The sequence below is a fragment of the Paraburkholderia sp. EG286B genome (assembly GCF_040965655.1).
Classification (GTDB): Bacteria; Pseudomonadota; Gammaproteobacteria; order Burkholderiales; family Burkholderiaceae; genus Paraburkholderia.
Map to the genome: position 1 here is coordinate 163813 of NZ_JBFRCF010000002.1, position 13883 is coordinate 177695.

Consider the following 13883-nt stretch of genomic DNA (forward strand, 5'->3'; position numbering starts at 1 on the left):
CCGAATGATCGCAGATATCGGCGCCTGCGCGCAGCCCAGGCTGCGCGAGAGGCCCGCAATCGCGCCGTCGTCACCCCTGCGTCGAAGCCCTCACCACCAGTTCGCCCTCGAACGCCGCAGCGCGTGCCTTGGGCGCCGCGCCTTCGATGCGCTCGTGCAGAAACTCCACCGCGCGATAGCCGATCTCGCGCGTCGGCTGGCGGATCGTCGTAATGCCGGCAAGCTCGGCCCACTCCGGATCGTCGATGGCGGCGAGCGCCACGCGCTGCGGCCACTGCGCGCCGAGGGCCGCCTTCAGATGCAAGGCGAGGCGCAGCGCCACCGGCGCGTTGGCCGCGAACAGCGCGCACCGCGCACCGCGCTCGAGCGCGTGTTCCACGTGAGTGTCGAGCGCCGCGAGCGCGGCTTGCACGGCGGCTTCGTCGTGGAGATCGAGCACGTGCGTGAGGCCGCGCGCCGCGCCCTGCGTCGTCTGCATCGACTCGCGAAACGCCGCTTCGCGCTCGCGCCGCGAACTCACCTGCTCGAACGGCTGCACGACGAACACGATGTCGTCGTAGCCGCGCGCAAGCAGATGCTCGGTGCCGAGACGCACGGCCGCCGCGTTGTCGAGGCCGACCATGTCCGCATCGAGGCCGTCGACGGTACGATCGATCAGCACCGCCGGAATGCCGCCGCTGCCCACGGGTTTCAACATCGATTCGCGCACGCCGAGTGCGTTGACGATCACGCCTTCCACGCGATACGTGGTGAGCAGTTGCAGGTAGCGCCGCTCCATGTCGATCTCGTTCGCCGCGTGGCAGATGAGCGGCATGTAGCCGAGCGCGTGGCACGCCTCCTCCACGCCCTGCAGAATCTCCACCGAATAGGGATTGGCGAGATCGGCGATCAGCAGGCCGAGCAGACGGTTGCGGCCGCGCTTGAGCCCGCGCGCCATCTGGTTGGGGCGATAGTCGAGCCGCTCGATCGCCGCCTCGATGCGCGCGCGCAGGTCGGGCGAAAGCACGCCCAGCTCGCCGTTCAGATAGCGCGAGATGCTGGTCTTGCCGGTGCCGGCTTCACGCGCCACGTCGCTGATGGTCGCGCGGCGCGGCGCCGTGGCCGCAGCGCCCGTTTCCGTCGTACCGACGTCGCGCTCTCGATCCGCGCCGCCCGCAGCCATGCTCATCGCGCGAGCACCTCGCGGTTGACGACGTTCACGTTAAGCGTGCCGGCGAGCGCCGCGACGAGGTTCTCCGCCGCGCAGCGCGCCATCGCGTGACGCGTCTCGTGCGTGGCCGAGCCGATGTGCGGCAGCGCCACCACGTTCGGCATGCGCAGCAGCGGCGACGCGGGATCGATCGGCTCGCGCTCGAATACGTCGAGGCCCGCGCCGTGGATCGTGCCCGCTTCGAGCGCCGCGATCAGCGCGTTTTCGTCGACGGTCGCGCCGCGCGAGGCGTTGATGAGAATCGCGCCCTTCTTCATCTTCTTCAACTGTTCCGCGCCGATCAGATGGCGCGTGGCGTCGGTGAGCGGCACCTGCAGGCACACGAAGTCCGCGCTGGCGAGCAGTTCGTCGAATTCGACACGGCGCGCGCCATAGTTGCGCTCGGCCGCTTCGTTCCGACTGCGGTTCGTGTACAGCACCTTCATGTTGAAGCCGAGCGCGGCACGGCGCGCCACGGCGCCGCCGATGCGCCCGAGCCCCACGATGCCGAGCGTCTTGCCCTGCACGTCCACGCCGAATTGCGCCGGGCCGATGCTGCCCTTCCAGTGGCCCGCCTTGACCCAGTCGGCCAGTTCGACCACGCGGCGCGCGCTCGCGAGGATCAGCGAGAAGACGGTATCGGCCGTCGATTCGGTCAGCACGTCGGGCGTGTGGGCGAGCACGATGCCGCGCTTCGTGAGATCGGCCACGTCGAACTGGTCGTAGCCCACGGAGATCGTGGAGAGCGCCTTCACGCGCGAACCGTCCAGCATCGCCGCTGTGATCTTCACGCTCGCGCCGATCGCGCCGTCGGCGTCCTTTAGCGCGGCGGCGAGTGCGCCGGGCTGGTCGGCATCGACGTCGACGAGTTCGGCGTGCTCGCGCAGATAGTCGGCGACGTCGGCGGGCAAGGCTTTGTAGACAACGATTTTCGGCTTCATAAGTGCGCTAGAAAAGAGAGGTTATTTTCCGTGAGCCGGCGATGCATAAGCACGGGCGGCGGCGCGCTGCGGCTTGACGGCGAGCGTGAGGCCCACCGAAACGAGCAGCGCCGCGCTCATGAACGCATAGGATGCCGCAGGCGAGCCCGTCGCGCCATTCAGATACCCGACCACATAGGAGCCGACGAACGAGCCGAGCGCGCCCATGCTGTTGATCAGCGCCATCGCGCCGCCGGCCACGTTCTTCGGCAGCAGTTCCGGCACGATCGCGAAGAACGGGCCATACGGCGCGTACATCGCCGCGCCCGCCACCACGAGCAGCGCGTAGGAGATCCAGAAGTGCGTCGAGCCGAGCGCGTAGGAGAGCGCGAAGGCCAGCGCGCCGACCAGCAGGAACGGCCACACGAAGGCGCGGCGATTGTCGAGCTTGTCCGACGCCCACGAGGCGGCGAGCATCGCGATGGTCGCCGCGAGATACGGCACGGCGGAAAGCCAGCCCGTTTCGACCATGCCGAGCGCCGAGCCGTTCTTCACGATCGAGGGCAGCCACAGCACGAAACCGTACACGCCGATGCTCCAGCAGAAGTACTGCGCCGAGAGCAGCATCACGGCAGGCGTGCGGAACGCCTCGGCATAGTTGCGCACCGGCTTGATGGCGGCCTGCTCGGCGCGCATCGCGGCGTCGAGCGCGCGCTTTTCGTCGTCGGAGAGCCAGTCGACCTGCGCGGGCTTGTCGCGCACGAGCAGCCACCAGCACACGGCCCACACGACAGCCGGCACGCCCTCGGCGATGAACATGTGGCGCCAGCCGAAGGCATGGACGAGATAGCCCGAGACGACCGACATCCACAGCACCGTGACCGGATTGCCGAGGATCAGGAACGTGTTGGCGCGCGAGCGCTCCTTCTTCGTGAACCAGTTGCTGATGAAGATGAGCATGGCCGGCATCACGGCCGCCTCGACCACGCCGAGCACGAAACGGATCGCCATCAGCGACGGAATGTTCGTGACGACGCCCGTGAGTGCGGCGCAGCCGCCCCACAGCACGAGGCTCGCGAACACGAGCGTGCGCACGCTGCGGCGCTCCGCATACACGGCGCCCGGCAGCTGGAAGAAGAAGTAGCCGAGGAAGAACAGCGCGCCGATCAGCGACGAAAGCCCCGGGCTGATGCCGAGATCGCGGTTGATGCCGGCCGCCGAGGCGAAGCCGTAGTTGGCGCGGTCGAGATAGGCGAGGCTGTACGTGATGAACACGATCGGCATGATTGCCCACCAGCGGCGCGGTGCGAGCGAGGTTGAGGTCATCGGTGTCTCCAGTTGAATGGGGCTCGGTACCTGACAGTGCCGCCCTCTGGTCTCATGTCGTTTGGCGCGCCGCACTTGGCGTTGCGCCGCCTGTTCCGCTATGCGGCTGCCTGCGTTTGCGCCGCTTCGAGCGCATCGAGCTGCGCGCGCGTGGGCAACCCTTCCGAGTCGCCGATCACCTGGACGGCCAGCGCGCCGATGCGGTTGCCGCGAGCCACGGCCGCCGCAAGCTCACGCCCTTCGAGCAGCGCGCTCACCACGCCCACCGCGAAGCCGTCGCCGGCACCCACGGTATCGACCACGCGCTCCACGCGCTGCGCCGCGACGCGGCCCTGCTCGCCTTCGGCCGTGGCGTAGTACGCGCCCTCTGCGCCGAGCTTCACGATCACGCCGCGTGCGCCGCGCGCAAGATAGAACTGCGCGATGGCTTCCGGGTCGTCCGAGCCCGTCAGCACGCGGCCTTCACCGACGCCGGGCAGCACCCAGTCGGCGAAGCTCGCGAGTTCGTTGAGCGTGCCCACCATTTCGGCTTGCGAGCCCCAGAGCGTGGGGCGCAGATTTGGGTCGAACGAGATCGTGCGGCCCGCGGCGCGCATCTCGTGGGCCAGCTTGAACGCCAGTTCGCGCGACGAGGAAGAGATGGCGGGCGCCACGCCGCTCAGGTGCAGATGGCGCGCGCCGAGCACATAGTCGGCCTGATAGTCGCGAGCCGAGAGCTTGCTCGCCGCCGAGCCGCGGCGGAAATACTCGACAGCGGGATCGCTGCCGTCGTCGTTCCTCGACTTGAGCTGGAAGCCGGTCGGAAAGCGCGTGTCGGTGCTCACGCAACGCGCGTCGATGCCTTCGTGCGTGAGCACGTCGCGCACGAACTGGCCGAACGAGTCGGCCCCCACGCGGCTCATCCAACCGACCTTGAAACCGAGGCGCGCGAGGCCGGTCGCGACATTGAGCTCCGCACCCGCCGCGCGCTTCGTGAAATGCGCGACCTGGGCGAGCGGACCCGGCTCCGCGGCGACGAACATCGCCATCGCTTCGCCGTAGGTGATGACATCGAGTGCTTCGGTCATGAGATGCGTTCCTGATGAATCGTATGGAGTCTGGTGCGCGGTTTCGAGGCTTCGCGCGGCGCTCAAGCAGCCGCGAGCCATTCGACGTAATGCGCGGCGTCTGCGTGCACGCGCGCCGGATCGAACGGAAATTCGATGCCGCGCGGCACGTGGGTCGGCAGCAGCGCGAGCGCGGCGCGGCACAGCGTGTCGTCGTCGTCCGGCGCGACGGCGAAGCGGCGCGCGCCCTCGCCCACCACGGCCTTGCAATGGATGTATTCGACGTACGGCGCGAGCGCGGCGGCGGCGAGCAGCGGCGGCTCGCCCGGCCATTGCCAGTTGCCGATGTCGAAGGTCATGCCGATCACACCCGGCGCGCCGCCGTCGCGCAGCGCGTTGAAGAGGCCGATGAACTGGTCGAGCTTGCCGCCCTGCTCGAGCTGGCCGTTCTCGACGACGACGCGCGGGCCGGTGCTCGCGGCAACGGTGTCGCCGGTACGTGCGCCCAGTGCTTCGAGCAGGCGCGCGAGGCGCGCCGCGCTGGCGTCACCTGCGAAACCGCCCAGCTGCAGCTTCACGAAACGCGCACCGAGTGCCCGTCCCGCGGCGACTGCGCCGCATAGTGCCGCCTCGTCGAGCGCGCCATCCTCGCCATACAGCGTGTCCGGGGTGGACCACACGCGCCACAAACCCTCGTCCGCAAGCGCCGTTCCGAGCGCGCGCAGCGCTTCGGGCTGCGCGTCGGCATCGTGCATCAGCTCGCGCCGCACCTCGAACGCCTGCGCGCCCGCGCGCCGCGCCGGCCGGCTCCACGCCGCGTGACCGTCACGGCAGATTGCCTGCGCGCCGAACGCGCTCGCCACGATTGCTACTTCCGCCATTGCCGTCTTCCTGTTGCCTGCCGTCGCACACTTCGCATTTCTTGGAACCGGTTCCAAATCCAGCCCGAAAAAAAGCGCCTGCGCGCCGGTTGATTAGGGCGGATAGTGCGCGTTAGCCGCTCAGGCCGCCATTCTGGATTGCCCTGGGTCAGAGGGCTCAGACGCCCGGAACATCGGCGAGACACAGTTCCAGGAAGCGCTGCGCAACGCGCGAAGCCGCGCCCGCGTGCGGCACCAGGATCGAGAAGCGCCGCGCAAGCGGCTCGGGCCCAAGGCGGATCTGCCGCAAGGCGCCGTTCTCGTGATGCATCGACATCGCCGAGACGAAGCCGATGCCCATACCGGCCCGCACTGCCTCCTTCACGCCCTCCACGCCCGCGATCTCCAGCGCCACCCGCATGGGCACGCCGGCGCGAGCGAACGCGCGCTCGACCACCTGGCGCACGCCCGAGCCATCCTCGCGCAGGACCAGCGGCCACTGCGCGAGCGCTTCCACCGTGATGGCCGGCATCGGAGCGGCCGTCTCCCCTTGCGCGTCGAGCTGCGACGCCAGCGTATGCGAGCGCGGCACGATCGCGACGATTTCGTCCTCGTGCCAGGCATGCACAGCGGTATCCGGCGGCAACTGCTCGCCCACCGGCCCCTCGATCAGCGCGATATCGACCGCGCCGAGCATGCCCACGACGTCCGTCGAATTTCCGCTCGACGTTTCGAGCTTGACCTGCGGATAGGAGCCGTGGAACTGCGCCACCAGATACGGCAGCCGGTAGCTCGCGGGCGTGGTGGTCGCGCCGATGCGCAGCGTACCGCGCTCGAGGCCGCGCAACGCGTCGCGGTAGCTGAGGGCGTCGCGCCAGGTGTCGCGCAGGCGCACTGCGTAGCCCGCAAGCTGCTCGCCCGTGGGCGTGAGGCGAACCCCGCGGCCGTCGCGCTGGTACAGCGGCTCGCCGATCTCCTCCTGCAGCAGCCGCAACTGGCCCGAGACGGCCGGTTGCGACAAATGCAGTGCCAGCGCAGCTCGACTGATATTGAGATGCTCGGCGACGGCAGCGAAAGTTATCAGTTGTTCCGGGGTCATCGTGGAAAACCATCGTGTTGTCCTATATATTACGTCACAAATCACGATTTTTCATATCGATATATCTAAATTAGGATTAGGCCATTCGATAGCGACCTGTTCGCTACCCCATTTTTCGACCGGATTGCCCGGTAGAGAGGCCGTCATGTCTACACCCAGTCTTGCGCACGCATCATCGCCGTCCACCCGCGGGCAGCTCAACGGCGTCCTGTTCGTCGCGCTGTTCGCGGCCGCCGTCACCAGCGTCGCGTCGCTGCCCGCCATCGCCGGGCTCGGCATGAGCCCGCTGATCGTCGGCATCGTCGCGGGGGCGATCTACGGCAATGCGCTGCGCGACGGCATGCCCGAAAGCTGGGCCGCCGGTGTGAACTTCTCCGCGCGCAAGCTGCTGCGCATTGCCGTGGCGTTCTTCGGACTGCGCGTGAGCCTGCAGGAAATCGCCCAGGTCGGCGTGCCGGGGCTCGTCGAATCGGTCGTGATCGTCGTGAGCACGCTCGTGATCGGCACCTGGGTCGGCATGAAGCTCCTCAAGCTCGACCGCGACACCGCCATTCTCACGGCGGCCGGCAGCGCGATCTGCGGCGCGGCGGCCGTGCTCGCCTTCGAATCCACGCTGCAATCGAAGCCGCACAAGAGCGCCATGGCCGTGGGCAGCGTGGTGCTGTTCGGCACGCTTTCGATGTTCCTCTACCCGGTGCTGTTCCGCGCGGGCTGGCTGCATCTCGATACGCTCGGCGCCGGGCTCTTCTTCGGCGGCACGATCCACGAGGTCGCGCAGGTGGTGGGCGCGGCGAGCAACGTAAGCCCGGAGGCCACGCACATCGCCACCATCGTCAAGATGACGCGCGTGATGCTGCTCGTGCCGGTGCTGCTCGTGCTCGGCGTGTGGCTCAACCGCGCGGCGCGCAGCAAGGCAATGGCCGACGGCCACGCCAGCCACGGCGGCGCGCGCAAGCTCGCGGTGCCCTGGTTCGCGCTCGGCTTCCTCGCGCTCGTGATCGTCAATTCGCTCCACGTGCTGCCCGAAACGGCCACCCACGCGGTCAACACGCTCGACACCTTCGCGCTCACCATGGCGATGACCGCGCTCGGCATCGAGACGCGTGTCTCGCAAATCCGCCAGGCCGGCCCGCGGGCACTGACCGCCGGTTTCATCATCTACCTCTGGCTGGTCGGCGGCGGTCTCGCGATCACCTGGGGTGTGCAGCGCCTGTTCGGATGACCCGGCGCCCGAGGGCCGCGCGCCCCGACCCGATCCCCTGTGCGCCGGTGCTCCCGGCCACCGGCCCCGCCTGCGGCGGGGCTTTTTGCGTTTCTGCGCATGGCGCCCTTGCGCCATCTCGCGCGCGCACGCCACGCGCGAACCAGGCGCGGGCGTTGCGAGCGATACTGTGCGTTGCTGCCGGTTGCGTGGGCAGCGGCCGCGCAGGCCGTGGCGAGCACGGCCATGAACGCAAGGGGACGACCGATGGCATACGAGCTCTATTACTGGGACGGTCTGCAGGGCCGGGGCGAATTCGTGCGGCTCGCGCTGGAAGAAGCGCAGGCGCCCTACGTGGACGTGGCGCGCGGCGAGAAGAAGGACGGCCACGGCATCGGCGCGATGATGGGCGAACTGGAGAGCGACGAGCCGTATCCGCCTTACGCCCCGCCCTTCCTCAAGGACGGCGACCTGATCGTGCCGCAAACCGCCAATATCCTTTTCTATCTCGGCCCGAAGCTCAAGCTCGCGCCGCGCGACGAGGGCTTGCGCATCGTTGCGAACGGCCTGCAGCTGACGATCGCGGACCTCGTGACCGAAGCGCACGACACCCATCATCCGATCGCCAGCGGGCTCTACTACGAGGACCAGAAGGATGCCGCGAAGGCGCGCTCGGCGGATTTCATCGCGCATCGCATTCCGAAATTCATGAGCTATTTCGAACGCGTGCTCGCGCAGAATCCGGACGGCCCGCGCCACATGGTGGGCAACGCGCTCAGCTATGTCGATCTGTCGATGTTTCAGATCGTCGAGGGCCTGCGCTACGCGTTTCCAAAGGCGACGAAGCACTTCGGGGATCACTATCCGCAGGTCGTCGCGTTGCGCGACGCCGTGGCCAAACGCCCGCATATCGCCGCCTATCTCGACTCGGAGCGGCGGCTGCCGTTCAACGAAACGGGCATCTTCCGGCACTACCCCGAACTCGACCGGGCCGTGCGCTGAATGCGCGCGGGCCGTGGAAGGCATCCGCCGCCGCCCGGTTTCATGCACGCGGCGCGCACTTGTCGCCGCGCACCCGTTATGCTTCCCGCCGCACGTCGCGCACTGCGCACGCGCGGCTTTCTTTCACCCGTAACCTGACCCGCCCGCCGTGCTGTCATTCCTGCTGAAACTGCGCACCCGCGCCCGCGATCTCTTTCGCCTGTCCGACGCCCATACGATGCTGATCTGGTCGGTCATCGTCGGCGTGGCGGGCGCGTTTGCGACCGTGATCTTTCGCGAGGGCATCGCGCACGTGCAAATGCTTTTCACGGGCAGCGAAGGCAGCCTTGTCGAGATGGCGCGCCACCTGCCGTGGCACCGGCGCATCTGGATGCCGGCCGCCGGCGGCTTCATCGCGGGATGCCTGCTGCTGCTCGCGCGGCGCAAGGCGCCTGGCAGCAGCGGCAAGGCGATGCACGCCGACTACATCGAGGCGGTGGCGATCGGCGACGGCGTCATGCCCGTCGGCACGAGCATCTGGCGCAGCCTCTCGTCGCTCTTCACGATCGCGAGCGGCGGCTCGATCGGCCGTGAAGGCCCGATGCTGCAGCTCGCCGCCCTCGCCGCTTCGCTGATCGGCCGCTGGGTCCACTTCGATCCGCCGCGGCTGCGCCTGCTCGTCGCGTGCGGCGCAGCGGCCGGTATCACCTCGGCGTACAACGCGCCCATCGCCGGCGCCTTCTTCGTGACCGAAATCGTGCTCGGCTCCATCGTCATGGAAAGCTTCGGGCCGATCGTGGTCTCCTCGGTCGTCGCCAACATCACCATGCGCGAGTTCGCGGGCTACAAGCCGCCGTACGAGATGCCCGTGTTCCCGCCGGTGACGGGCGTCGAGGTGCTGCTCTTCGTGGGGCTCGGCCTCCTGTGCGGCGCGCTCGCCCCGCAGTTCCTCATGATGATGGCCACCGCGAAAAAGGGCTTTGGCCGCATTAACGCGCCGCTGCCCGTGCGGCTCGCGCTCGGCGGTCTCGTGGTCGGCATTCTTTCGGTGTGGACGCCCGAGGTGTGGGGCAACGGCTATAGCGTCGTGAACTCCATCCTCCATTCGCCGTGGACCTGGACCGCGCTCGCCACGGTGCTCGTTTTCAAGCTCATCGCGACGGCCGCGACGGTCGGCTCGGGCGCCGTGGGCGGCGTGTTCACGCCGACGCTCTTCATGGGCGCCGTGCTCGGCTGCCTGTTCGGCCAGGGCATGCACGCGCTCTGGCCCGACGGCACCTCGGCGTCGTACGCCTACGCGATGGTGGGCATGGGCGCGTTCCTCGCGGGCGCGACCCAGGCGCCGCTCATGGCGATTCTGATGATCTTCGAGATGACGCTGAGCTACCAGGTGGTGCTGCCGCTCATGCTCTCGTGCGTCGTTGCGTATTTCGTCGCGCGCGCGATCGGCAAGGCGTCGATGTACGAAATCACGCTGCATCGCAATCGCGAGGAAGCCGAACGCATGCGCCTGCGCATGACGCAGATGCGCGAGCTGGTGCGCCCCGCGCAGACTGTCGTTCTGGAGAGCGCCACGGTGCAGGAGATGACGCGCGTGTTCCTCGAATATCCGGTCAAGTACCTCTACGTGACCGACGAGACGGGGCGCTTTCTCGGCGCGGTTGCGCTCGCCGACATCACCTCGGACCTGCTGCAAAAGCGCGATACCGCGCACAAGCACGCCCGCGACTACCTGAAGCCGACGTTCGACGTGCTCACGCCCGACATGCCGCTCGCCGTCGGCCTGCAGCACTTCATGTCGTTCCAGGGCGAGCGCCTGCCCGTGGTCGAAAGCACGCGCGAGCCGACGCTCGCGGGCGTGGTGTACAAGACGTCGCTACTCGACGCCTATCAGCGCATGAACGCGGAGCGGTAGCTTCGCCAGCCCACGAGCCCCGTGGCAAAGCGCAGCGGATTTTCTAGAATCTAGAGGGAAACGCGCTACGCGGCCCGCCCTGTGCGTCCGCGCACCGACGTGCGCGCAGCGGGCAGCGATAATCGACGCGGGGATGACCGGAGCGAAGATGAGCGAACCCTCACTCGAAGCCGTACGCCGCGACCACGCGGGCTGGATATTCGTGCACTTGCAGGGCGAGCCTTACGACCGCGGCGAGCAGCACGGCAAATTGCTCGCCAACGAAATCCGCAATGCGATCTGCACCGCGCGCTACCTCGCGAAGTGGGACACGGGCGAGGACTTCGACACCTTCATCAACGCGGCGATCGTGCAGTTCGCGCCGCGCCTCGACACCGAATTCGCCGACGAGATCCAGGGTATCGCCGACGGCGCCGGTCTCAAATTCGCCGAAGTGCTCGCCTGGAACGGCTACATGGACCTGCTGCAGAGCTGGTGGCCGGTTCATGTTGCGACACAGCAAGCGCAGCCGGCGGTGCGCCCCTGGCGCGGGCGGCGCGGCCACCATTGCAGCGCCTTCATCGCGACGGGCAGCGCGACGCGCGACGGCCGCATCGTCATGGCGCACAACTCGTGGGACCGCTACGCGGCCGGCGATGCCTTCAATATCGTGTTCGACATCGTGCCCGACTCGGGGCACCGTATCCTCATGCAGGGCCTGCCCGGCTGCATCTCGAGCCTCACCGACTTCTGGATCAACGGCGCGGGCCTGATGGTGACGGAGACGACCATCTCGAACTTCATCGGCTACCGTGCGAACGGCGCCCCCGAGTTCTATCGCTCGCGCCGCGCGACGCAGTATGCGTCGAGCATCGCGCAGTGGTGCGAGATGTTCGCGCAGGCGAACAACGCGGGCTATGTGAACAGCTGGCTGCTCGGCGACACCAAAACGGGCGAGATCGCGCGCTACGAACTGGGCCTGCAGCACGCGGGCTTCGAGAGCACGAAAGACGGCTTCTACAGCGGCTTCAACGCGGCCACGGACCTCAAGATCCGCAACCAGGAATGCACCGGCGAAGCCGACGACTACACCGACGTGCGCCGCAACGGCGCGCGCCGCCTGCGCTTCATGCAACTCGCGCAGGAGCACCGCGGGGCGATCGACGCCGAACTCGCCAAGGCGATGATCGCGGACCACCACGACGTCTACCTCGAGCGTAGCGACAACCCGTGCTCGCGCACGATCTGCGGCCATCTCGAACTCGACGACGCGCGCTTCGGCGGCGCCGACCACGGGCCGTTCAACCCATGGGGCGCGAACGACGGCAAGGTGGTCGACAGCGAAATGGCGCGCGATCTGTCGTTCTGGGCGCGCTGGGGCCATCCCTGCGGCCGTCCGTTCGACGCCCAGGCGTTCATGCAGCGCCACCCACAATGGAACTGGCTCAACGGCTATATGCGCGACCGCCCGTCGTGGCCCTGGACGCGTTTCGAGGCGCTGCGCAGGCCCTCGCTTTAATCCCGCGTAACGGCGGCGCCGACAAAAAAGCACGCGCGTTCGAGACGTGTCGGCGCATTTCCTGCCATCATGGTATTTCCGTATGCGCCTCGCGCACATGAGCCGTCCAGGTGGCTCGTTGCGCCTTCGCGTAGCGGCGCGCCGGGCCGCCCCGGCTGGCGCGGCTGCCTGCGCCGCCACCCACGCTGGCGGATGCGGTACGGCGCTTGCTGCGACCTATGGGCCGCATGAGAAAGGAGGTCGAGCGATGAAAACCTCGACACTGATGACCACCGTGCTGTTGTCGGCGTCGTGCTTCGCCGCTCCGGTACGCACCGCCCAGGACTCACCGGTCGCCCAGGCCAGCGCGCACATTCCGCTCGCAAGTGGACAGTCCCACGCCTACGACGCCCCCGTGGCGCCCCCCGCCCCCAACGTGCCCGTGACCGCCAACGGTCCGCAACACTGGGAGTACCTCACGCTGCCCAGGTCGCATCGGCTGGACAAGACGCTAAGCCCGGACCTGCACGAGCAGACCTGAGCCTGGCCGGTACTCTCGTTTGCGAACAAGCGGCAAAGAAAAGTGGCGCATGAGCGGCAAATGAGCAGCGCGTGCGCACGCCGCGAGGGCGTGCGAGGAGGATTGTGTATGCTTGAGGCGCGGCGCTAGCGCTGCGCGCTGCAATGCAAACAAAGCGCGAACAAAGTCTGAACAAAATCCGCACAACAAACGAGACGACGACGCGGACCGCCAATGCCGGCCGCCCGCGCAAAGGACGCCACGCATGTCAGCCTCTCGCATTCCCGACGAACCCATCGACCTGCAATTCGCCGACGTGCTGCGCGAAGTGCGCTGGCCTGCCAACAAGGACGAACTCGTCGACGCCGCGCGCGAGGCCGGCGCCAGCAACGAGGTGCTCGGCATCCTCGACGGCATGCCCGAGCAGGATTACCAGGACGTCGCGTCGGTTACGCGGCTGATCGGCAGCAACTACGGCCCTGGCCTCGGCTCCTGACGCGCGCGCGTGGCGGGCTGCGTGCACGCCGGGCTCACGCGTCGCGGCCGAACACCACGCGTGCGAAAAAAGTCCCCAGCACGGTTTCGACGACCGGCGGCGTGACATGCTGCGGATCGGCCGTGGCGAGAAACTGCACCCCGTCGCACAGCCCCATCAGCCCGAGCGCGAGCAATTCCGGATCGAGCGGCACCGGCATGCCCACGCGCGCCGCAAATTCCTCGATGTACACGGCAAGACTTTCGCGTTTTTCCTTCATGAAGGCGTTGTAGCGCGTGCGAAAGCGCGCGTCGCGCGCGGCCAGCAGCCTGGCTTCCACCCACAGCAGGAAGACCTTGTTGTCCTGCGGCATACGGCTGTAGTAGGAGAGCACGCGCGCCTCCATCTGCTCGCGCGAGACCTCGGTCTCGAAGATGGCGCGCAGGTCGGTCTGCATGGCTTCGTGATCGCGCCGCAGCAGTTCCACGAGCAGGTCCGACTTGCCCGAAAAGTTCGAGTAGAACGCGCCGCGCGTGTACCCCGCCGCGTGCGCGATGTCCTCGACGCTCGCGCCCACGAACCCTTTTTTCATGAACACGGCCTGCGCGGCGTCGAGCAGGCGCTCGCGCGTCTGGTCGCGGCTTTGTTCGCGGGTGAGTCGAATGCGCTTCATGGCGTGGGGCGTCGTTATGTATCGCGGATGGACGCGAGTCTAGCACTGAAACATTCCTCGGATTCAGTTTCGCACTCAGATACAAGGTTGTATTAGAATCCGGCTCATCATCCCAGGTCCGGGCCGGTGCGCGAGCCGCGCCGCGCCCGCGACTCAATGGCGGCGCAGCCGGTCCGGCGGCATTGCGGTCTGCGTGCGCAC

At 67.8% G+C, this 13883-nt stretch carries 13 protein-coding genes; 6 read left to right on the top strand and 7 right to left on the bottom strand.

Annotated elements, in window-relative coordinates; genetic code table 11:
• Window positions 1-70: 70 nt before the first annotated feature.
• From AB4Y42_RS04125 to AB4Y42_RS04150, 6 genes are all read right to left on the bottom strand, one after another.
• The gene (locus tag AB4Y42_RS04125; protein ID WP_368693473.1) at window positions 71-1168 is read right to left on the bottom strand and encodes a LacI family DNA-binding transcriptional regulator; all 1098 of its coding nucleotides are present in this window, start codon (window positions 1166-1168) and stop codon (window positions 71-73) included.
• Window positions 1165-2130, bottom strand: a complete 966-nt coding sequence (locus AB4Y42_RS04130) for a 2-hydroxyacid dehydrogenase (protein ID WP_368693474.1) — start codon at window positions 2128-2130, stop codon at window positions 1165-1167. The genes AB4Y42_RS04125 and AB4Y42_RS04130 overlap by 4 nt, the downstream gene beginning before the upstream one ends.
• A gap of 21 nt (window positions 2131-2151) precedes the next feature.
• Window positions 2152-3435, bottom strand: coding sequence for an MFS transporter (locus tag AB4Y42_RS04135; RefSeq protein WP_368686071.1), 1284 nt, complete (start codon window positions 3433-3435; stop codon window positions 2152-2154).
• A gap of 98 nt (window positions 3436-3533) precedes the next feature.
• The gene (locus AB4Y42_RS04140) at window positions 3534-4502 is read right to left on the bottom strand and encodes a sugar kinase (RefSeq protein ID WP_368693475.1); all 969 of its coding nucleotides are present in this window, start codon (window positions 4500-4502) and stop codon (window positions 3534-3536) included.
• A 62-nt stretch (window positions 4503-4564) separates the two neighbouring features.
• On the bottom strand, window positions 4565-5362 hold the full coding sequence (locus AB4Y42_RS04145; protein ID WP_368693476.1) for a TIM barrel protein: 798 nt from the start codon (window positions 5360-5362) through the stop codon (window positions 4565-4567).
• Window positions 5363-5519: 157 nt separating this feature from the next.
• Window positions 5520-6440: a LysR family transcriptional regulator gene (locus tag AB4Y42_RS04150; protein WP_368686074.1), complete on the bottom strand. Its 921-nt coding sequence runs from the start codon at window positions 6438-6440 to the stop codon at window positions 5520-5522.
• Window positions 6441-6585: 145 nt separating this feature from the next.
• On the opposite strand from AB4Y42_RS04150, the gene AB4Y42_RS04155 reads away from it, so the two are divergent.
• From AB4Y42_RS04155 to AB4Y42_RS04180, 6 genes are all read left to right on the top strand, one after another.
• Window positions 6586-7662 (top strand): YeiH family protein, encoded by a 1077-nt coding sequence (locus AB4Y42_RS04155; RefSeq protein WP_368686075.1) that lies wholly within the window; start codon window positions 6586-6588, stop codon window positions 7660-7662.
• Between the two features lie 246 nt (window positions 7663-7908).
• Window positions 7909-8643 carry a glutathione S-transferase gene (locus tag AB4Y42_RS04160; protein ID WP_368693477.1) on the top strand — a complete coding sequence of 245 codons (735 nt, stop codon included), beginning with the start codon at window positions 7909-7911 and terminating at the stop codon, window positions 8641-8643.
• A 148-nt stretch (window positions 8644-8791) separates the two neighbouring features.
• Window positions 8792-10537 (top strand): ClcB-like voltage-gated chloride channel protein, encoded by a 1746-nt coding sequence (locus AB4Y42_RS04165; protein WP_368693478.1) that lies wholly within the window; start codon window positions 8792-8794, stop codon window positions 10535-10537.
• A 148-nt stretch (window positions 10538-10685) separates the two neighbouring features.
• Window positions 10686-12035, top strand: a complete 1350-nt coding sequence (locus tag AB4Y42_RS04170; RefSeq protein WP_368693479.1) for a C45 family autoproteolytic acyltransferase/hydolase — start codon at window positions 10686-10688, stop codon at window positions 12033-12035.
• A gap of 247 nt (window positions 12036-12282) precedes the next feature.
• Window positions 12283-12555: a hypothetical protein gene (locus AB4Y42_RS04175; RefSeq protein WP_368686079.1), complete on the top strand. Its 273-nt coding sequence runs from the start codon at window positions 12283-12285 to the stop codon at window positions 12553-12555.
• 244 nt (window positions 12556-12799) lie between these two features.
• On the top strand, window positions 12800-13030 hold the full coding sequence (locus AB4Y42_RS04180) for a DUF2795 domain-containing protein (protein ID WP_069265678.1): 231 nt from the start codon (window positions 12800-12802) through the stop codon (window positions 13028-13030).
• Window positions 13031-13064: 34 nt separating this feature from the next.
• Here AB4Y42_RS04180 and AB4Y42_RS04185 read toward each other — a convergent pair whose 3' ends face one another.
• The gene (locus AB4Y42_RS04185) at window positions 13065-13682 is read right to left on the bottom strand and encodes a TetR/AcrR family transcriptional regulator (RefSeq protein ID WP_368686080.1); all 618 of its coding nucleotides are present in this window, start codon (window positions 13680-13682) and stop codon (window positions 13065-13067) included.
• Window positions 13683-13883 lie beyond the last annotated feature (201 nt).

Bases quoted from the DNA above. Each gene is read 5' to 3' on its own strand.
- AB4Y42_RS04170 (WP_368693479.1), top strand. From the start codon at position 10,686: ATGAGCGAACCCTCACTCGAAGCCGTACGCCGCGACCACGCGGGCTGG.
- AB4Y42_RS04150 (WP_368686074.1), bottom strand. From the start codon at position 6,440: ATGACCCCGGAACAACTGATAACTTTCGCTGCCGTCGCCGAGCATCTC.
- AB4Y42_RS04185 (WP_368686080.1), bottom strand. From the start codon at position 13,682: ATGAAGCGCATTCGACTCACCCGCGAACAAAGCCGCGACCAGACGCGC.
- AB4Y42_RS04160 (WP_368693477.1), top strand. From the start codon at position 7,909: ATGGCATACGAGCTCTATTACTGGGACGGTCTGCAGGGCCGGGGCGAA.
- AB4Y42_RS04145 (WP_368693476.1), bottom strand. From the start codon at position 5,362: ATGGCGGAAGTAGCAATCGTGGCGAGCGCGTTCGGCGCGCAGGCAATC.
- AB4Y42_RS04125 (WP_368693473.1), bottom strand. From the start codon at position 1,168: ATGAGCATGGCTGCGGGCGGCGCGGATCGAGAGCGCGACGTCGGTACG.
- AB4Y42_RS04155 (WP_368686075.1), top strand. From the start codon at position 6,586: ATGTCTACACCCAGTCTTGCGCACGCATCATCGCCGTCCACCCGCGGG.
- AB4Y42_RS04130 (WP_368693474.1), bottom strand. From the start codon at position 2,130: ATGAAGCCGAAAATCGTTGTCTACAAAGCCTTGCCCGCCGACGTCGCC.
- AB4Y42_RS04135 (WP_368686071.1), bottom strand. From the start codon at position 3,435: ATGACCTCAACCTCGCTCGCACCGCGCCGCTGGTGGGCAATCATGCCG.
- AB4Y42_RS04175 (WP_368686079.1), top strand. From the start codon at position 12,283: ATGAAAACCTCGACACTGATGACCACCGTGCTGTTGTCGGCGTCGTGC.
- AB4Y42_RS04180 (WP_069265678.1), top strand. From the start codon at position 12,800: ATGTCAGCCTCTCGCATTCCCGACGAACCCATCGACCTGCAATTCGCC.
- AB4Y42_RS04140 (WP_368693475.1), bottom strand. From the start codon at position 4,502: ATGACCGAAGCACTCGATGTCATCACCTACGGCGAAGCGATGGCGATG.